The sequence below is a fragment of the Rhodanobacter sp. UC4452_H20 genome (genome assembly GCF_052978205.1).
On sequence record NZ_CM129662.1, the window covers coordinates 244,365 to 262,189 of the forward strand.

Below are 17,825 nucleotides of genomic sequence, written 5' to 3' on the forward strand. Positions count from 1 at the left end.
CGTCTCCGTCGTGAAGCGAGAGCCAGAGCGCGTGCTTGATTTTGCGATAAGCGCGACGCGCTTATCGCGCCAACGACCGCTCGCTGTGGTCGAGGAACTCCAGCATTGCCATGACGTCGGCGCTTTCGCGCGCCTGCTCGGCGAGTTTCTCGCGGGCTTCGGGCAGCGAGAGGCCGGCCATGTAGAGGGTGCGGTAGGCGCGCTTGATCGCGGCGATGCGGGTGGCATCGAAGCCCCGGCGTTTGAGGCCTTCGCTGTTGATGCCGCGCGGGCGGCCCTGCTGCTCGTTGGCCATCATCACGAACGGCGGCACGTCGTGGCCGACCAGGCAGCCCATGCCGATGAAGGCGTGCGCGCCGACCTTGCAGAACTGGTGCACGCCCGAATAGCCGGAGAGGATCGTCCAGTCACCGATCACCACGTGCCCGGCCAGGGCGGAATAGTTGGAGAACACCACGTGATTGCCGACCTGGCAGTCGTGCGCGATGTGCACGTAGGCAAGCACCCAGTTGTCGTCGCCGAGGCGCGTGACGCCGCCGCCGTCGCCGGTGCCGCGGTTGATGGTGGTGAATTCGCGGATCAGGTTGCGGTCGCCGATGACCAGTTCGGTGCGCTCGCCGGCGAATTTCTTGTCCTGCGGATCGCCGCCCAGCGAGGCGAACTGGGCGACGCGGTTGTCGCACCCGAGCCGGGTGGGGCCTTCGATCACCACGTGCGGGCCGATCACCGTGCGGTCGCCGATCTCCACCTGCGCGCCGATGACGCTATAGGCGCCGATGCGCACGCCGGCGCCGATCACGGCAGCCGGGTCGACCTGCGCAGTGGGGTGGATCGCGGTGCTGTCACTCATGTTCATGACCTCGCGGCGCACATCAGTTCGCAGCTTGCCACTTCCTTGCCGTCGACCGTGGTGCGCGCGGCGAACAGGCCCATGCCGCGGACCAGGCGTTTCAGGTTCACTTCCAGGCGCAACTGGTCGCCCGGCACCACCGGAGCGCTGAAGCGCGCATTGTCGACCTTGACCAGATAGAACAACGGGCTGCCCGCGTCGCCCTTCATGCGGCGGCTGATCTGCGTCAGCAGGCCGGCGGCCTGCGCCATCGCCTCAATGATCAGCACGCCCGGCATCACCGGATGGCCCGGGAAATGGCCATCGAAGAACGGTTCATTGATGGTGACGTTCTTCAGCGCGACTGCGCTGACGTCCGGCACGACCTCGATCACCCGGTCGACCAGCAGGAACGGGTAGCGGTGCGGCAGCAGGCGCTGGATCTGCTCCACCTGCACCGGCAGGGTGATCTCGAAATTTTCCTCAGTCATCGCTCTTGTCCTTTTCCAGTGCCGCCAGACGGCGCGCGTATTCGTCCAGATGCTTGAATCGCGCCGCATTCCTGCGCCACAGGCGATTTTCCTGCAGCGGCACGCCGGAGGAGTACTCGCCCGGTTCGCGTATCGAATGGGTGACCAGGCTCTTGGCGGTAATGGTAACCCGGTCGGCCAGCTCGAGATGGCCGAGCACGCCCGCATTGCCGCCGATCTGGCAGTAGCGGCCGATCCTGGCGCTGCCGGCCACGGCGGCGCATCCGGCCATTGCGGTGTGCGCGCCCACGTGCACGTTGTGGGCGATCTGGATCTGGTTGTCCAGCCGCACGTCTTCTTCCAGCACGGTGTCGTCCAGCGTGCCGCGGTCAATCGTGGTGTTGGCGCCGATCTCGCAGTCATCGCCGATGCGTACCCCACCCAACTGGGGCAGCTTGATCCAGTGGTCGGTGTCGAAGGCCAGGCCGAAGCCGTCCGAACCGATCACCGCGCCGGGATGCACCAGCACGCGGCGACCCAGGATGACGCGCGTGACCAGGGTGACCCGGGCCACCAGCCGCGATTGCGCCCCCACCGTGCAGCCCTCGCCGATGATGCAGTGTGGCCCCAGCACGGCGCCGTCCTCGACCACTGCATCGGCCTCGATCACGCAACACGGGCCGATGCTGGCGCCGGCGCTGACGCGCGCGGAAGCGGCGACCACGGCACTGGGATGCACGCCAGCCGGTGCGGCGGGCAGGCGCTCGAACAGCGCGGCGATGCGCGCGTAGGCGACGTAGGGGTCCCTGGCGATCAGCGCGGTGGCCGGGCAATCGGCGAGGTTCTCCTCGCGCAGCACCACCACGCCCGCGCGGGTGGACAGCAGCTGCGCGGTGTATTTGCTGTTGGAAAGAAAGCTCAACTCGCTGGCGCCGGCGCCACCGAGCGTGCCCACGCCGCTCACCATCCGCGTGCCGTCGCCGCGGACGTCGAGGCCGAAGCGCGCGGCCAGTTCGGCTGCCGAGTAGTGGATGGCGTTCATGCGTGGCTCCGGACGGTGCGCGTCATTGTAGGGCGTGGCGCCGCACGACGCAGGTGTGCCCGGACGACGAAAAAGAAAACGCGGCATCGCCGCGTTTTCCTTCGAGACGCCGGCAGCTCCGCACGTGGCGGCGCCCGCACCGGCCGATGGTCAGAACTGGCTGCCGAAGGTGAACTGGATGCGCTCCTCGTAATGACCGTCCGACGGCTGCGAGCGGAACGGCACGGCGAGGCTGATGATCAGCGGGCCGATCGGCGCCTGCCAGTGCAGCGATACGCCGGCCGAGGCGCGCAGCGTGCTGGCGTCGAAGCTCTGGTAATCCCGGTAGACGTTGCCGACGTCGGTGAACAGCGACACGCGCGCGGTGTTGATGTCCTTCAGGAACGGCAGCGGCAGGTACAGCTCGGCGGTGCCCAGCACCTTGAACGAGCCGCCGATCGGTTGCGCCCAGTAGGCGCCCAGGCAGTTGCCGCGCGCGTCCGGCGAGCTGCCGTCGATGCACACGCGCGGGCCCAGGGTGTTGTCCTGGAAGCCGCGTACGTCGCGCACGCCGCCGGAAGAGAAGTTGGCGAAGAACGGGAAATCCTGGCGCAGGTCGGGCATCACGTAGCCTGCGCCGCGCTGCGCTTCGGTGGCGGCCTTGAGCACGGCGAACTGGTCGTCGCTGATGCCGTTCTTGCCATAGGTCTTGCCGTAGCCCACCTGGCCGTCCAGGTAGAGCACGAAGCCCTTGCCGATCGGCCAGTAATGGTTGGCCTCGGCGGTGAGCTTCCAGTACTGCACGGTGGAGCCGGGCAGGGCGACATCCGCCTGGGCCTGCAGCAGGCCGCCGCGGGTGGGCGCCCAGAAGCCGTTGCGGGTGTCGTGGTTCCAGCCCAGCGTGCCGGTCCACGAATGGATCGTCTTGTTGCCGAGCTGGTTCTGGTAGTCGATCAGGTCCCGCGGGCTGTAGCCGGGGAACAGGTTGACCTTGTTGCTGCTGATGCCCAGGCCCAAGCGCACGCCGTCGGTTTCGCTGATCGGGATGCCCAGGTAGGTGGAGAAGCCCTTGGCGCTGGTGCTGTAGTTGGCGTAGTCGGTGTTGCCGTAGTCGGTCTTGGAATAGTTGACGCTGTAGCCGATGCCGATGCCGTTGTCGGTCAGGTACGGGTTGTAGTAGTTGGCGCCGAAACTGGTCTGGTAGGTGCTGCGCGAGCCGCTCACCGAGAAGCTGTCGCCACTGCCGAACAGGTTGTTCTGGCTCAACGAGGCGTTGAGGATGATGCCGGCGTACTGCGAGTAGCCGATGCCGAACTGCATGCTGCCGGCGGCCTGCTCCTCGACCTTGACGCTGACGTCGACCTGGTCCTGCGAGCCGGGCACCAGTTTCTTGTCGATGTCGACCTTCTTGAAGTAGCCCAGCCGCTGCAGGCGGATCTTCGAGCGGTCGATCGCGGCCTGCGAGTACATGGAGCCTTCGAGCTGGCGCATCTCGCGACGCAGCACGTTGTCCTCGGTCTTGGTGTTGCCGGAGAAGATCACGCGGCGCACGTACACGCGCTGGCCCGGCTCGACGTACATGGTCAGGTCGACCGTGTGCTTGTCCTTGTCCAGCTTCGGGATCGGCGTGACCTTGGCGTAGGCATAGCCGATGTTGGACAGCACCGCCTTGATCGCCTTGCTGGAGTTCTCGATCGCGCCGCGGTTGAAGATGTCGCCTTCCTTGACGAACACCAGCTGGCGCATCGTCTTTTCCGGCAGGATCAGGTCGCCGAGCAGCTTGACGTCGGTGACCTTGTAGATGTCGCCTTCCTTGATGCTGGCGTCGATGTACATGTTGCGCTTGTCCGGCGAGATGCTGACCTGGGTCGAATCCACGCCGAAATCCGCGTAACCGCGGTTCATGTAGTAGGACTGCAGCTTCTCCAGGTCGCCGGAAAGCTTCTCGCGCGAGTACTGGTCGTTCTTGGAGTACCACGACATCAGGTTCGGCGTGCCGGACTCGAAATCGTCGCGGATCTGCTTGTCGGTGTAGGCGTGGTTGCCGAGGATGTTGATCTCGCGGATCTTGGCTGCCTTGCCCTCACGGATCTCGATGTCGATGGCAACGCGGTTGCGGTCGAGCCGGGTCACGTGCGGCTCGACCGACACGTTGTACTTGCCGCGGTTGTAGTACTGCCGGATCAGCTCCTGCTGCACGCCGTCGATGGCCAGCCGGTCGAAGGTCTCGCCTTCGGAGATGCCGGTCTGCTTGAGGCCCTTCTTCAGGTCGTCGGTCTTGATGTCGTGGTTGCCGCGGATGTTGAGCTTGGCGATGGACGGCCGCTCGACCACCTTGATCACCAGGATGTTGCCGTCGCGGTCGAGCTCCACGTCGCTGAAGAACTTGGTCTGGTACAGCGCGCGGATGGCGCGCGCCGCCTCGGCGTTGGTGAGCCGGTCGCCCTTGTTCACCGGCAGGTAGTTGTACACCGTGCCGGCCGCGATGCGGCTGAGGCCGTCGATGCGGATGTCCGAGATCACGAAGGGCTCGAACGCGTACGCGTTCGCGGCAAGGGAGGCAAGCAGGATCAGCGCGGCGATACGCTTCATCGTCGGTTCCGTTGGGTTAGTTTGACGGGGCGGCCAGCGCGGCCGCTCCGTCAACGCATGCGGCGGGGGATGAGCCCGTCGCGAAAAGGGGCGCTGCATTCCAGCGGGATTTGTCGCGGACCGCGTCGGCCCGGGCAAGCAGGACCGGCGCAGTCTGGCGGATCGCCAGGTGGTCGAGGGCGATGGCAATGCGCATCACGACAGCAGGGTTCGCTGGATGTCGTTGAATAGCGTCCATCCGACCAGGCTGAACAGCAGGACCAGACCGATGTACTGGCCGATGATCATGGCCTGTTCGCTGACCGGGCTGCCCTTGACCAGTTCGATCAGATAATACAGCAGGTGCCCGCCATCGAGGACCGGGATCGGCAGCAGGTTCAGGATCGCCAGGCTCAGCGACACCATCGCCAGGAACTGCAGGAACCACGCCAGCCCCATCTGCGCCGACGCATTGGCGTACTGGGCGATGCCGATCACGCTGGAGATGTTCTTGGTCGAGGCGTGCCCGCTGAGCATCTCCCCGATCATGCCGAAGGTCTGCCGGGTGTTGCGCCAAGTGGTGGTGAACGCGGCGCCCAGTGCGCGCGCCGGCGAATACTGCACGGTGGCCGGCTCCGGCGGCGGCGGGGCGACGCCCAGCATCCACTTCGCCGGCTGGTCGCCGAGCGACTCCCATGTCGCGGTGACCGCGAGGGTCAGCGGCCGGCCGTCGCGCAGCACGCCGATCGACAGTCGCGGCGATGTGGCCGCCGCCGATTGCACCAGCTTGCCGAGGCTGTCGAAATCGCCCACCGGCTGGCCGTTGATGCTGACGATGCGATCGCCGCCCTGGATGCCGCCCAGGGCCGCCGGTTGCCCGGGCTTGACCGTGCCGGCGATCGCCGGCGGCGGTGCCAGGCGCAAGCCGAGCTTGCCGAAGTACTGGTCGATCGGCTGGCCGGCCGGCAGACGGTCCAGCGGCAGCACGAGTTCGCGGGTCTGGCCGTCGGCGTGGCGCACCGTCAGCGGCAGCGGGGTCAGCGCCAGCAGCGCGTTGCCCACCGCGTCCATCGAATCGCTCCAGGTGGAGACCTGGCGCCCGTTGACGCTGAGGATGCGGTCGCCCGGCTGGATGCCTGCCTCGGCGGCGATGCTGTCCGGCGTGGAGGTGACGATCGGCGCGTAGTCGCTCCGGCCGAGCATGAACATCAGCCACAGCGCGGCGATGGTGAAGATCACGTTGAAGCCCGGCCCGGCCGCCACGATGGCGATGCGTTTCCACACCGATTTGCCGGTGAACTCCTGGTCGCGCAGGGCCGGGTCGACCTCGCCCTCGCGCGCGTCCAGCATCTTCACGTAGCCGCCCAGCGGGATCGCCGCGATCCAGTATTCGGTGCCGTCGCGGCCGATGCGCTTCCAGATCGCCTTGCCGAAGCCGATCGAGAACCGCAGCACCTTGACCCCACAGCGCCGCGCGACCCAGTAGTGGCCGAACTCATGGAAGGTCACCAGCACGCCGAGCGTGACCAGCAACCAGAACACCGAGCCGAAAAAGGAAGTCATCAAGTACCGCAGCGGAAAGTCATCGGGACAAGAATATCAGCAAGCCCTGCGCAGTACGCGCCGGGCCGCCTCGCGGGCCGCCCGGTCGCGCTCGAGCAGGGTCGGGATATCGACCACCGGCTGCGCCGGCAGTTCCGCAAGCACCGCCTCGACCACGTCGGCGATCGACAGGAACGCCAGCGTGCCGGCGAGGAAGGCCTCCACCGCCACCTCGTTGGCCGCGCTCAGCACGGTCGGGGCGTCGCCACCGGCGCGCAGCGCCTGGAAGGCCAGCGCCAGGCAGCGGAAGGTGGCCAGATCCGGCGCCTCGAACTGCAGCGGCGCGCAGGCGGCGAGGTCGAGCGGGGTGACCCCGGACTCGACCCGCTCCGGCCAGGCCAGCGCGTGGGCGATCGCGGTGCGCATGTCCGGGTTGCCCAGTTGCGCCAGCACGGAGCCGTCGACGTAGTCGACCATCGAGTGGATCAGACTCTGCGGATGCACCACCACCTCGATGGCCTCGACCGGCGCGGCGAACAGGTGATGCGCCTCGATCACCTCCAGCCCCTTGTTCATCAGGGTGGCCGAGTCGACCGAGATCTTGCGGCCCATGACCCAATTGGGATGCTTGCAGGCCTGGTCGGGCGTGACATGCGCCAGCTCGGCGCGGCTGCGGCCGCGGAACGGGCCGCCGGACGCGGTCAGGATCAATCGGCGCACGCCACTGCGGGCCAGTGCGGGGCGACCGCCCGGCAGACACTGGAACAACGCGTTGTGCTCGGAGTCGACCGGCACCAGCACCCCGCCACCGCGCTCGACCGCCTGCAGCAGCAGCGGGCCGGCCATCACGATGGACTCCTTGTTGGCCAGCAGCAGCCGCTTGCCGGCCTGCGCGGCGGCCAGGGTCGACTCCAGCCCGGCGGCGCCGACAATGGCCGCCACCACGGTGTCGCACAGGTTGCTGGCCGCCGCGGCGACCAGCGCGTCCGGGCCGCTGGCGACATCGCAGCGCACCCCGGCGTCGGCCAGGCGCCGGGCCAGTTCGCCCTCGTGCGCGGGATCGGCGACGATGGCCAGGTCCGGCCGGTGTCGAACGCACAGTTCGACCAGCGCCTCGACGCGGTGGTTCGCGGTGAGCACGCTGGCGCGGAACCGCTCCGGATGGCGCGCGATCACGTCCAGCGTGCTGCCGCCGATCGAGCCGGTGGCACCAAGGACAGCGACCGTGCGCATCGTCACAACTGCAGCACCCACAAGCCGGCGGCGAAAATGGGCAGTGCCGCGAACACGCTGTCCAGTCGATCCATCAGGCCGCCATGGCCGGGAAAGATGCTGCCCGAATCCTTCACCTGGGCATGCCGCTTGAGCAGGCTCTCGAACAGGTCGCCGACGATAGAAATGGACACGGTGGCCGCCGCCAGCAGCGCCAGCGCCAGCAACCGCACATCACGCACGTCGAGCAGCCAGGCGCCGACCAGCGCCAGCAGCACGCCGGCGACCAGCGCGCCGTAGGCGCCGGCCCAGGTCTTGCCCGGGCTGATATGCGGCGCCAGCTTGCGCTTGCCGAAGGCGCGGCCGGCGGCGTAGGCGCCGATGTCCGAGGCCCACACGATCATCAGCGCCAGCAAGGTCCACCACGGGCCGTGCGGCGAGTGGCCATGGATGCGGACCAGGGCGACCCAGGCCGGAAAGATCACGAATGCGCCGGCCAGCAGTTTCAGCGCGGTGTTGTCGCGCGTGGGCGCGGCGGCGAACGCGAAGTGGCGCAGCCACAGGCAGGCCACCAGCCACCATGCCACGCCAGCGACCAGCAGCCAGTCGAGCCACGCGCTGTCGCGCGCCAGCCAGAGCAGCACGAACACGCCGGCGGCCACGATCAGCAAGGCCACCCGGGCACGGCCATGCAGGCCGCTCAGCTGGGCCCACTCCCCCCATGCCGCCAGGAAAGCCACGGCCACGATCGCGCCGAAGACGCCGGTCGGCGGCAGCAGGACGATCAGGATCGCCAGCGGCGCGAGCACCAGGGCGGTGAGAATGCGCTGAAGCAGCATGGAAATCCTCTAGGAGCGTGGGCGGTAGAAACCAAGGGAGCGAGCAAAGCGATTTTGAGTCAGGTTTTTCGATCGTTTGAGGAAGATAGCCGTAGCTATCTGACGAGAAGGAGCGGAAAAGCTGGCCAAAAGCGCGAAGCCATAGCCCCTTGGTTTCTATCGCCCACGCTCCTGGGGGGCAGGGGCCAGCTGCGCGCTGGTGCGGCCGTAGCGGCGCTCGCGCGAAGCGTAGTCGGCGATGGCCTCGCGCAGGCAAGCCTGGTCGAAATCGGGCCACAACGTATCGGTAAAGTACAGCTCGGCGTAGGCGACCTGCCACAACAGGAAGTTGCTGATGCGGCGTTCGCCGCCGGTGCGGATGAACAGGTCCAGCGGCGGCAGCTCGGCCAGGCTCATCCACTGGCCCAGCCGTGATTCGTCGATCTCGTCGGCGCGCAACTCGCCATGCGCGACTGCCGCGGCAGCGTGGCGACAGGCCTGCACGATGTCCCAGCGGCCGCCGTAACTCACCGCGATATTCAGTTGCAGCGCCGCGTTGCCGGCGGTGCGGTCCGTCGCCGCGCGCATGCGCTGGCGCAGCGGCTCGTCGAAGCTGTCCAGGTCGCCGATGAAGCGCAGGCGCACGCCGTGGCCGTGCAGTTCCTCCACTTCTTTGTCCAGCGCGCGCACGAACAGGTTCATCAGGGCGCTGACCTCGTCCTGCGGGCGCTGCCAGTTTTCGCTGGAGAAGGCGAACAGGGTCAGCACCGGCACGCCTTCGCGCAGGCAGGCTTCGATCACCTCGCGCACCGCGCGGCGCCCGGCGTTGTGGCCGAAGCTGCGCGGACGGTGCCGGGCACGGGCCCAGCGCCCGTTGCCGTCCATCACGATGGCGACATGGCGGGGAACCCGGGCAGCCGTGGCGGCCGGCATGCGGGGTGCGATGGCGCTCAGAGCGCCATCAGCTCCTCTTCCTTGGCCTTGACCACGGTATCGACGTCCTTGACCGCGCGATCGGTGAGCTTCTGGATCTCGTCGTCGAAACGGCGATCCTCGTCCTCCGTGATCTGCTTGTCCCTGAGCAGGTCCTTGACCTGCTGCAGGGCATCGCGGCGCACGTTGCGGATGGCGATCTTGGCGTTCTCGCCCTCATGGCCCACGTGCTTGGCCAGCTCCTTGCGACGCTCCTCGGTGAGCGCGGGCATGTTGAGCCGGATCACGGTGCCGGCGGTGGTCGGCGTGATGCCGATGTCCGATGCCATCAGGGCCTTCTCGATCGGCGCCACCATGTTTTTTTCCCACGGCGTGATGAGGATGGTGCGCGCATCGGCCAGCGTCACGGACGCGACCTGCGACAGCGGCGTTTCCGCGCCGTAGTAGCTGACCTTGATGTGGTCGACCAACGTGGTGCTGGCGCGGCCGGTGCGGATACGCGTGAGGTCGTGCTTGAGCGAATCGATGCTCTTGCCCATGCGGGCCTGGGCATCGTTCTTGATGTCGTTGAGCATGTGTCGTACCCCGGTGAATCTGGCAACGCGTGATTATAGCAGTGGCGGGCGTCGCCCCCGCGGGCCGACTCAGCCGACCAGCGTGCCGATCGACTCGCCGCCCATGATGCGCATCAGGCTGCCGGGCACGCTCATGTCGTAGATGCGCAGCGGCATGCCGTGGTCGCGGCACAGCGCGATCGCGGCGGTGTCCATCACTTGCAGGTTGCGCTGGATCACTTCCTCGTAGCTCAGCCGCTCGTAGCGGATGGCGTGCGCGTCACGGGCGGGGTCGGCGCTGTAGACGCCGTCGACCTTGGTGGCCTTGAGCAGCAGGTCGGCGCCGACTTCCACGGCGCGCAGCGCCGCGGCCGAGTCGGTGGTGAAGAACGGATTGCCGGTGCCGGCAGCGAACAGCACGATGCGGCCCTTCTCGATGTGGCGGATCGCGCGGCGGCGGATGTAGTCCTCGGCCACGTCGTGGATCTGGATCGCGCTCATCACCCGCGCATAGCCGCCACGCTTCTCGATCGCATCGGCCATCGCCAGCGCGTTCATCACGGTGGCGAGCATGCCCATGTGGTCGCCGGTGACGCGATCCATGCCGGCCGCGGCCAGGCCGGCGCCGCGGAAGATGTTGCCGCCGCCGATCACCACGCCCACTTCCACGCCGGCGCGGCGCACCTCGATGATCTCCTCGGCGAGCCGGCCGATCACGTTCGGATCAATGCCGTAGTCGGCCTCGCCCATCAGCGCTTCACCGGAGAGCTTGAGCAGGATGCGGTGGTACTTGGGCTGGGTGCTCATGGGTTCTCCGGATTGTGGGGGCAAACCGCCACATTGTAGCGGCAGAGCCGCTCTCGGGTAAGCTTGCCTCGGTCGATTGAAGTCGCCGCGACGGATTCGGTTCAAGGAGCGAACGGGTGGGGTGGAACACGCTTTATTACGGGGTCCCGGCGCCGTCGCGCGGGCGACGCATCGCCATCCACGGCACGCTGATCGTGATGGCCCTGGCGTTCTACGGTGGCTGGATCGACTTCCTGCCCGAGCCGTGGGTGGAACGATCCAGCTTCTACGTGGCGCTGGTGCTTGGCGTGGCGGTCACGGTGTGGCTCGCGTGGGTCAATCTCACCGGACGCAACGAAGCCTATCAGGGCGGTACCGCCAAAATGCTCCTGGCGGCACCGTTCTGCGCTGCCTTGGCTGCAGGCTTCATCTGGTGCGCGCTGGCGCATGGGGTGGCGGGCGGGGTCACGCGAATGCTGGGCGATGCCGCATTCCTGCCGCCGGTGCAGATGCACACCGTTCACCGCCGGCGGCGCCGGGAATGCGACTACCAGTTGAGGGGCGGCCCCATGACCGGCTTCCTGTTCGACCACCTTTGCACCAGTTCGGCCTATTACGAGGCCCATCCGCGCCATCGCGTGGAGGTGGCGCTGGGAGGCTTTCGCGGGCGGCTGGGGTTCTACGTCACGCAGTTCGGCCATCGTCGCGACCTGGGCGCCTACCGGGATTGACCGCGACAACGAAAAGGGCCGCGGTTTCCCGCGGCCCCTGGTTCGAAGCACCCGCTCTTTCTGAAAGTCCGGCCATGGCGAGGGCATGGATGCCCGAGGTGAGGCAACGCAGGAGCGGTTGCCCGATGGCCGGTCTTTGCCGTCAGGGATGACGGGTACTTCGGATTACCTCAAGCCTGCCTGCTTCATGACTTCGGCGGCGAAATCCTCTTCCACCTTCTCGATGCCTTCGCCGACGGCCAGGCGGACGACCGAGATGACGTCGGCGCCTTCCTTCTTCAGCGCCTCGGCGACCGTGACGTTGGTGTCCAGCACGTAGGGCTGGCCCAGCAGGGTGACTTCGGAAACGATCTTGTGGATCTTGCCGCTGATGATCTTCTCCAGGATCTCGGCCGGCTTGGCCTTGTCCTTCTCGGACATCAGGCTCAGCGCGATTTCCTTCTCCTTGGCGACGAACTCGGCCGGCACGTCCTCGGCGCGGACGTGCGCCGGGTTCATCGCCGCCACGTGCATGGCGATGCCTTTGGCCAGCTCCTCGGAGCCGCCCTTGAGCGACACCAGCACGCCGATGCGACCGCCATGGATGTAGTTGCCGATCACGCCGTCGTTCTCGATGCGGGCCATGCGGCGCACGTCGATCTTCTCGCCGATGGTGGCGATCAGCGCCTTGGCCGCGTCCTCGACGGTGCCGCCGCCGGGATAGGCGGCTGCCTTGAGCGCGTCGATATCGGCGGCGCCGGACTTCAGCGCGACTTCGGCGACGGTGTCGCTGAACTTCAGGAAGCTCGCGTCCTTGCCCACGAAGTCGGTTTCGCAGTTGATCTCGACCAGTACGGCCTTGCCGCTGGCCTGGTCGGTGACGATGCGGCCTTCGGCGGCGATGCGGCTGGCTTTCTTGTCGGCCTTGGCGAGGCCGGACTTGCGCAGCCACTCCATGGCGGCGTCGAGGTCGCCGTTGTTCTCCACCAGCGCCTTCTTGCATTCCATCATGCCGGCGCCGGACCGCTCGCGCAGCTCCTTCACCATCTGGGCGGAAATATTGCTCATCGGTAGTTCTCCAATGCTTGGATGGCGCGACGGCAAGCAAACGCCGTCACGCGTTGATCTCGGCAGCCTGGCGGCGGTCGGCGACCGCCGCCTCGGCGCTTACTTGGCGGGCGCGCCTTCGTTGCGCGGGCCACGGCCGCCGTCGCGACCGCCGTCGCGGCGCGGCGCGGACTTGCGCGGGGCAGCCTCGCGGCGCGGGCGATCGACCTTGGCCACCGGGTTGCCTTCCTCGTCCAGCTCGACGAAGTCGTTGCCGTCGCCCTGGGCGGCGGCCGGCGCGGCGGCCTTGCCTTCGAGGATCGAGTCGGCGGCGGCGCGGGCATACAGCTGGATCGCGCGGATCGCGTCGTCGTTGCCCGGGATGGCGTAGTCGACCAGCTCCGGGTTGTAGTTGGTGTCGACCACGGCAATTACCGGGATGCCCAGCTTCTTGGCTTCCTGCACGGCGATGTCTTCGTGGCCGATGTCGATCACGAACAGCGCGTCGGGCAGACGGTTCATGTCCTTGATGCCGCCCAGCGAGGCCTGCAGCTTGTCGCGCTCGCGGCGACGGGCCAGCACTTCGTGCTTGACCAGCTTGTCGAAGCTGCCATCGGTCTCGGCCGCTTCCAGTTCCTTCAGGCGCGAAACGGACTGCTTCACGGTGCGGAAGTTGGTCAGCATGCCGCCGAGCCAGCGCGAGGTGACGAACGGCATGCCGGCGCGTGCGGCCTCTTCGGCCAACGGCTCGCGGGCCGAACGCTTGGTGCCGACGAACAGGATGGTGCCGCGCTTCTGCGCCAGGCCCGACAGGAAATTCATCGCGTCGGTGAACAGCGGCAGGGTCTTTTCGAGATTGATGATGTGGATCTTGCCGCGGGCGCCGAAGATGTACGGGGCCATCTTGGGATTCCAGTAACGGGTCTGATGACCGAAATGGACGCCGGCTTCCAGCATCTGACGCATGGTGACTTGTGCCATGGGTGTCGCTCCGATTGTCGGTTCCCTCGAGAAGGAACCTGGGGGTTGGGACCTCCACGCATCCCCGGCTTCGACCGCGACTGGCCCGATTTTGACGGTGGGCGAGGCGCGGCACCCCGAAGGCGGTGCCGATGCGTGTGTGGCGTTGGTTTGGGTGTTGTACCGCTGGGCGTTACAATCCCGGCTCGCTTTGCGTGGATCGACTCCCGCTCGGGAGGCATCAGCCCTGCAAAACTCCGAAATTGTAGCCGGTACGCCGGCGGTGCGGCAAGTCTCTGGATTTCAAGGAGTTCTGTCGCCACATGAGTGGAATCCATGGCCATTACCCTGAAATCTCCCGAAGACCTTGAAGGCATGCGCGTCGCCGGCAAGCTGGCTGCCGAAGTGCTGGCCATGCTCAAGGAGTACGTCAAGCCCGGCGTCACCACCGAGGAGTTGGACCGCCGCGCCTACGAGCACATCGTCAACGTGCAGAAGGCGATTCCCGCCAACGTCGGCTATCACGGCTTCCCCAAGACCCTGTGCACCTCGGTCAACCACGTGATCTGCCACGGCATCCCGAGCGAGGGCAAGGTGCTCAAGGACGGCGACATCGTCAACCTCGACGTCACCGTGATCAAGGACGGCTGGCACGGCGACACCAGTCGCATGTACGTCGCCGGCACCCCGTCGGTGCTGGCCAAACGGCTGGTGGATACGACTTTCGAGGCGATGATGCGCGGCATCGAGGCGGTGCGTCCCGGCGCCACGCTTGGGGATATCGGCCACGCCATCCAGCAGCATGCCGAGGCGGCCGGTTTCAGCGTGGTCAAGGAGTACTGCGGCCACGGCATCGGCAAGGTCTATCACGACGAGCCGCAGGTGCTGCATTACGGCAAGCCCGGCACCGGCGTCGAGTTGAAGAAGGGCATGACCTTCACCATCGAGCCGATGATCAACGCCGGCAAGCCGCAGACGCGCCAGATGCCCGACGGCTGGACCGTGGTGACCAAGGACCATTCGCTGTCCGCCCAGTGGGAACACACCCTGGCGGTGACCGACGACGGCTTCGAGATCCTCACGCCCTGGCCGGATGCGTGAAGCAGGAGTGAGTGGGGAGGATTGAGAAAAGAGAGCTGGGCGCGCGGCGCCGGCGCCGGATGCCATGCAGACATGGCAGACTGCCTTCTCTCATTCCGCACTCCTCTCCACTCACTTCTCGCTCCAATGAATTCAGCGCTCCCTCCCTTGCCGCGCCTGCCCGTGGCAGTGCCGCGCTCCGGCGTTTCGGCCGAGGCGCGGCGGGCGTTGCGGCAGTTGCTGGAGGATGTGGATCGCGGGTTGGCTACGGCGTTTCGCGACGGCATGGATGCCAGTGCGTTGGCGCGGCGGCGCGGCGAGTCGGTGGCGCGGGTGGTTGCGCATGTGTGGGCAGCCTGCCTCGGTGAGGTAGCCGGCGCGGCGCTGTTCGCGATTGGCGGCTTTGGCCGCGGCCTGCTGTTTCCGTACTCGGATGTGGACCTGCTGGCGCTGGCGGCGGCACCCGAGCCTGCGCGCCTGCGGGCACTGGAGCAGTTCTTCGCTACCTTGTGGGACATCGGCCTGAAAGTGGGCCACGCCGTGCGCGAACCAGCGCAATGCCGGGCGCTGGCCGCGCAGGACGCCAGCGTATTCACCAGCCTGCTCGACGCGCGACGGCTGGCCGGCGATCCGGCCTTCGATGCGCAACTGCGGGGCATCGTTGACGACCCGGCGTTGTGGCCGCCGCGCGAATACCTCGCCGCCCGGCTGGCCGAGCGCAACGCGCGGCACGCCCGTTACGACGACACTGCCTACAACCTCGAACCGAACCTCAAGGACGGGCCCGGCGGCCTGCGTACGCTCGACTCGCTGCGCTGGATGGGGCGACGCCTGGCGCACGCGGACGGGTTGTCGGGGATGGTCGCCGAGGGGCTGCTCGATCCGGCCGAGCAAGCCCAGCTGGAACAAGCCGAATCGACGCTGCGCCGTTACCGCTATGCCCTGCATCTGGAAGCGGGACGGGCCGAGGAGCGGCTGCTGTTCGATTATCAGCAGGCGCTGGCCGCACGCCTGGGATTCCAGGACGAGCACGAGAAGAACCTCGGCGTCGAACAGTTCATGCAGGGCTACTACCGCGCAGCCAGCCAGGTCGAGCGGCTCGGCGTGCAGGTGGCCGAGCGCTTCGAGGAGATGCTGGAGCCTCCCGCGGCGGAGCAGCCGGTGGGCGACGATTTCGTGCGCTACGGCGCGCGCCTGGCCGCGCGCGATCCGGAATTGTTCATGCGCCGGCCCGCGGCGCTGGTGGAGATTTTCATCGCCCGGCTGGAGCAGTCCGGCGTGCTGGGCTTCAGTGCCGACACCATGCGCCGCATCCATCAGGCGACCGACGCCCATGGCGCGGCGCTGGCCCGGGACGAGGAGGTGCTGGCCGCGTTCCTGCGCCTGTTGCGGCGCGGTGCGCCGGCGGTGGAGGCGTTGTGGCGGATGAACCGGCACGGCCTGCTGGCGGCGATCCTGCCGGCGTTCGGCAAGGTGTTCGGGCGCATGCAGTACGACCTGTTCCATGTCTACACGGTCGACGAACACACCTTGCGCGTGTTGCGCAACATGGCGCGCTTCGCCGAGCCGGCGGCACGGGGCGAGTTCCCGCTTGGCTGCGAGATCTGGGCCATGCTGCCCAAGCCCGAGGTGCTGCTGCTGGCGGCGTTGTTCCACGACATCGCCAAGGGTCGCGGCGGCGACCATTCGGTGCTGGGCGAACAGGATGCGCGGGATTTCTGCACGCGGCTGGGCCTCCCCTCCGGCGACGTCGAACGGGTCGCCTGGCTGGTGCGCCATCACCTGCTGATGAGCACCACGGCGCAACGCCAGGACATCACCGATCCCGAGGTGGTGCACCGTTTCGCCGAGACGGTGGGCGAGCGGGAGCAGCTCGGCCAGCTCTACTTGCTGACCATTGCCGACATCATCGGCACCAGCCCGCGCCTGTGGAACAGCTGGAAGGATCGCCTGCTGGCCGATCTCTGCACCAGCACCCGCCATGCCCTGCGCAGCGACGTCGAGTTGCCGCGCGACGCCAGCGTGCGCGTGCGCGAATGCAGCGCGCAGGCGCTGGCGCGGCTGCAGGAGGATGGCTTCGACGAAGCCCGGGTGCGGCAGGTCTGGGGGGATTTTCCGCAACTCAGCTTCCTGCGCCATCGGCCCGAGCAGATCGCGTGGCAGACCGCGGCGATCCTGCGCGCGCAGGGTGCGGTGCCGCTGGTCGCGGTGGAACCGTTGTCGGTACGCGGCAGCACCGAGCTGTTCGTCTACACGCCCGATCGGGACGGCCTGTTCGCCACCGTGACGGCGATGCTGGATCGGCTGCGCTTTTCGGTGATGGAGTCGCGCATCCTCAGCTCGCCCACCGGCATGGCGCTGGATACCTTCCTGTTGCTCGAAGCCGACAGCCAGCAACCGGCCAGTCCCGCGCGTGCCGAAGAGTTGCAGCAGCGCCTGCAGCGCGCACTCGCGCAAGCGGTGGGCGTGCAGCCGAGCAAGCGCAGCATGTCGCGCCATCAGAAGCATTTCCAGGTGACGCCGAAGATCAGCTTCCATGCCGCCGGCGGCCGCACCCAGTTGGCGTTGGCGGGGACCGACCGGCCCGGTCTGCTGGCGGCGGTGGCGCAGGTGATGCTGAGCGAGGACGTACGCGTGCACGACGCACGCATCGCCACCTTCGGCGAGCGGGTGGAGGACTTCTTCCTGCTGACCGATCGCGCCAACGCGCCGCTCGATGCGCAGCACCAGCAGCGCCTGCTGCAGGCGTTGCTGGCGCGGATCGGTCCCGCGCGCGAGTGAAGCCGGCGGCTCGCGCTATCATGCCCGCCGCTGCGCGAGGCAGCGGCCACGCCCATTCGTCATGACCTATCTGTTGATCAAATCGTTACACCTGCTGTTCGTGATCGCCTGGATGGCCACGGTGTTCTACCTGCCGCGCATCCTGGTGAACATGGCCGAAGCGGCGAACGAGCCGGCGGTGCAGGCGCGGCTGCAGCTGATGGGGCGTCGACTGTACAAGTTCGGCCACAACATGTTCGGCATCGCGTTCCTGTTCGGCCTGGTGCTGTGGCAGGGTTGGCGGGTATTCCCGCAGAGCCTGCCGAACGTGGCCTCCGGCACGCACTGGATCGACGCCAAACTGACCCTCGTCGCGTTGTTGCTGGTCTACTTCACCTGGGCCGGGCGATTGCTCAAGCGCAGCGCAAAGGGCCTTGCGTTGCCCTCGGCGCGCACGTTGCGCTGGCTCAACGAGCTGCCGGTGCTGTTGCTGCTGGGCGTGATCTGGCTGGTGCTGGCCAAGCCGTTCTGA

General features: G+C 67.4%; 16 protein-coding genes. 4 read left to right on the forward strand and 12 right to left on the reverse strand.

What is annotated here, in order from left to right; translation table 11 throughout:
- Positions 1-61 precede the first annotated feature (61 nt).
- The 10 genes from lpxA to pyrH all read right to left on the reverse strand — a co-directional run bounded on the left by lpxA (position 62) and on the right by pyrH (position 10,757).
- Positions 62-850 carry an acyl-ACP--UDP-N-acetylglucosamine O-acyltransferase gene (gene lpxA, locus ACVCMC_RS01115; protein WP_447098373.1) on the reverse strand — a complete coding sequence of 263 codons (789 nt, stop codon included), beginning with the start codon at positions 848-850 and terminating at the stop codon, positions 62-64.
- 2 nt (positions 851-852) lie between these two features.
- The gene (gene fabZ, locus ACVCMC_RS01120; protein WP_395119739.1) at positions 853-1,320 is read right to left on the reverse strand and encodes a 3-hydroxyacyl-ACP dehydratase FabZ; all 468 of its coding nucleotides are present in this window, start codon (positions 1,318-1,320) and stop codon (positions 853-855) included.
- Positions 1,313-2,341, reverse strand: coding sequence for a UDP-3-O-(3-hydroxymyristoyl)glucosamine N-acyltransferase (lpxD, locus tag ACVCMC_RS01125; protein ID WP_447098374.1), 1,029 nt, complete (start codon positions 2,339-2,341; stop codon positions 1,313-1,315). Before lpxD ends, fabZ begins: the two co-directional genes overlap by 8 nt.
- 150 nt (positions 2,342-2,491) lie before the next feature.
- Positions 2,492-4,912: an outer membrane protein assembly factor BamA gene (gene bamA, locus ACVCMC_RS01130; RefSeq protein ID WP_447098375.1), complete on the reverse strand. Its 2,421-nt coding sequence runs from the start codon at positions 4,910-4,912 to the stop codon at positions 2,492-2,494.
- 195 nt (positions 4,913-5,107) lie between these two features.
- Positions 5,108-6,454 carry an RIP metalloprotease RseP gene (gene rseP / locus ACVCMC_RS01135; RefSeq protein ID WP_447098376.1) on the reverse strand — a complete coding sequence of 449 codons (1,347 nt, stop codon included), beginning with the start codon at positions 6,452-6,454 and terminating at the stop codon, positions 5,108-5,110.
- 36 nt (positions 6,455-6,490) lie between these two features.
- Complete coding sequence (locus ACVCMC_RS01140; RefSeq protein ID WP_447098377.1) at positions 6,491-7,666, reverse strand: 1-deoxy-D-xylulose-5-phosphate reductoisomerase; 1,176 nt, start codon at positions 7,664-7,666, stop codon at positions 6,491-6,493.
- A gap of 2 nt (positions 7,667-7,668) precedes the next feature.
- On the reverse strand, positions 7,669-8,484 hold the full coding sequence (locus ACVCMC_RS01145) for a phosphatidate cytidylyltransferase (RefSeq protein ID WP_447098378.1): 816 nt from the start codon (positions 8,482-8,484) through the stop codon (positions 7,669-7,671).
- 156 nt (positions 8,485-8,640) lie between these two features.
- Entirely contained in the window at positions 8,641-9,396 is a 756-nt protein-coding gene (gene uppS / locus ACVCMC_RS01150) for a polyprenyl diphosphate synthase (RefSeq protein WP_447098379.1), read from the reverse strand.
- 17 nt (positions 9,397-9,413) lie between these two features.
- Entirely contained in the window at positions 9,414-9,971 is a 558-nt protein-coding gene (gene frr, locus ACVCMC_RS01155) for a ribosome recycling factor (RefSeq protein WP_447098380.1), read from the reverse strand.
- A gap of 69 nt (positions 9,972-10,040) precedes the next feature.
- Positions 10,041-10,757 (reverse strand): UMP kinase, encoded by a 717-nt coding sequence (gene pyrH, locus ACVCMC_RS01160; RefSeq protein ID WP_395119731.1) that lies wholly within the window; start codon positions 10,755-10,757, stop codon positions 10,041-10,043.
- A gap of 116 nt (positions 10,758-10,873) precedes the next feature.
- On the opposite strand from pyrH, the gene ACVCMC_RS01165 reads away from it, so the two are divergent.
- Complete coding sequence (locus ACVCMC_RS01165) at positions 10,874-11,467, forward strand: hypothetical protein (protein ID WP_395119730.1); 594 nt, start codon at positions 10,874-10,876, stop codon at positions 11,465-11,467.
- A gap of 165 nt (positions 11,468-11,632) precedes the next feature.
- Here ACVCMC_RS01165 and tsf read toward each other — a convergent pair whose 3' ends face one another.
- Together tsf and rpsB are read right to left on the reverse strand one after the other, a co-directional pair.
- Positions 11,633-12,514 carry a translation elongation factor Ts gene (tsf, locus tag ACVCMC_RS01170; protein WP_447098381.1) on the reverse strand — a complete coding sequence of 294 codons (882 nt, stop codon included), beginning with the start codon at positions 12,512-12,514 and terminating at the stop codon, positions 11,633-11,635.
- 99 nt (positions 12,515-12,613) lie between these two features.
- Positions 12,614-13,474: a 30S ribosomal protein S2 gene (gene rpsB, locus ACVCMC_RS01175; protein ID WP_395119728.1), complete on the reverse strand. Its 861-nt coding sequence runs from the start codon at positions 13,472-13,474 to the stop codon at positions 12,614-12,616.
- Positions 13,475-13,789: 315 nt separating this feature from the next.
- Between rpsB and map the strand changes: the two genes are divergently transcribed.
- The 3 genes from map (at position 13,790) to ACVCMC_RS01190 (ending at position 17,825) form a co-directional block, all read left to right on the forward strand.
- Entirely contained in the window at positions 13,790-14,554 is a 765-nt protein-coding gene (gene map, locus ACVCMC_RS01180) for a type I methionyl aminopeptidase (protein ID WP_447098382.1), read from the forward strand.
- A 126-nt stretch (positions 14,555-14,680) separates the two neighbouring features.
- Entirely contained in the window at positions 14,681-17,314 is a 2,634-nt protein-coding gene (gene glnD / locus ACVCMC_RS01185) for a [protein-PII] uridylyltransferase (protein ID WP_447098383.1), read from the forward strand.
- A gap of 61 nt (positions 17,315-17,375) precedes the next feature.
- Positions 17,376-17,825: a CopD family protein gene (locus ACVCMC_RS01190; protein ID WP_395119725.1), complete on the forward strand. Its 450-nt coding sequence runs from the start codon at positions 17,376-17,378 to the stop codon at positions 17,823-17,825.

What these genes read in the sequence shown, in the direction of transcription:
- ACVCMC_RS01145 (WP_447098378.1), bottom strand. Translation starts at nt 8,484, where the DNA reads ATGCTGCTTCAGCGCATTCTCACCGCCCTGGTGCTCGCGCCGCTGGCG.
- lpxD (WP_447098374.1), bottom strand. Translation starts at nt 2,341, where the DNA reads ATGAACGCCATCCACTACTCGGCAGCCGAACTGGCCGCGCGCTTCGGC.
- rseP (WP_447098376.1), bottom strand. Translation starts at nt 6,454, where the DNA reads ATGACTTCCTTTTTCGGCTCGGTGTTCTGGTTGCTGGTCACGCTCGGC.
- lpxA (WP_447098373.1), bottom strand. Translation starts at nt 850, where the DNA reads ATGAGTGACAGCACCGCGATCCACCCCACTGCGCAGGTCGACCCGGCT.
- map (WP_447098382.1), top strand. Translation starts at nt 13,790, where the DNA reads ATGGCCATTACCCTGAAATCTCCCGAAGACCTTGAAGGCATGCGCGTC.
- pyrH (WP_395119731.1), bottom strand. Translation starts at nt 10,757, where the DNA reads ATGAGCACCCAGCCCAAGTACCACCGCATCCTGCTCAAGCTCTCCGGT.
- tsf (WP_447098381.1), bottom strand. Translation starts at nt 12,514, where the DNA reads ATGAGCAATATTTCCGCCCAGATGGTGAAGGAGCTGCGCGAGCGGTCC.
- frr (WP_447098380.1), bottom strand. Translation starts at nt 9,971, where the DNA reads ATGCTCAACGACATCAAGAACGATGCCCAGGCCCGCATGGGCAAGAGC.
- ACVCMC_RS01140 (WP_447098377.1), bottom strand. Translation starts at nt 7,666, where the DNA reads ATGCGCACGGTCGCTGTCCTTGGTGCCACCGGCTCGATCGGCGGCAGC.
- uppS (WP_447098379.1), bottom strand. Translation starts at nt 9,396, where the DNA reads ATGCCGGCCGCCACGGCTGCCCGGGTTCCCCGCCATGTCGCCATCGTG.
- bamA (WP_447098375.1), bottom strand. Translation starts at nt 4,912, where the DNA reads ATGAAGCGTATCGCCGCGCTGATCCTGCTTGCCTCCCTTGCCGCGAAC.
- fabZ (WP_395119739.1), bottom strand. Translation starts at nt 1,320, where the DNA reads ATGACTGAGGAAAATTTCGAGATCACCCTGCCGGTGCAGGTGGAGCAG.
- glnD (WP_447098383.1), top strand. Translation starts at nt 14,681, where the DNA reads ATGAATTCAGCGCTCCCTCCCTTGCCGCGCCTGCCCGTGGCAGTGCCG.
- ACVCMC_RS01190 (WP_395119725.1), top strand. Translation starts at nt 17,376, where the DNA reads ATGACCTATCTGTTGATCAAATCGTTACACCTGCTGTTCGTGATCGCC.
- rpsB (WP_395119728.1), bottom strand. Translation starts at nt 13,474, where the DNA reads ATGGCACAAGTCACCATGCGTCAGATGCTGGAAGCCGGCGTCCATTTC.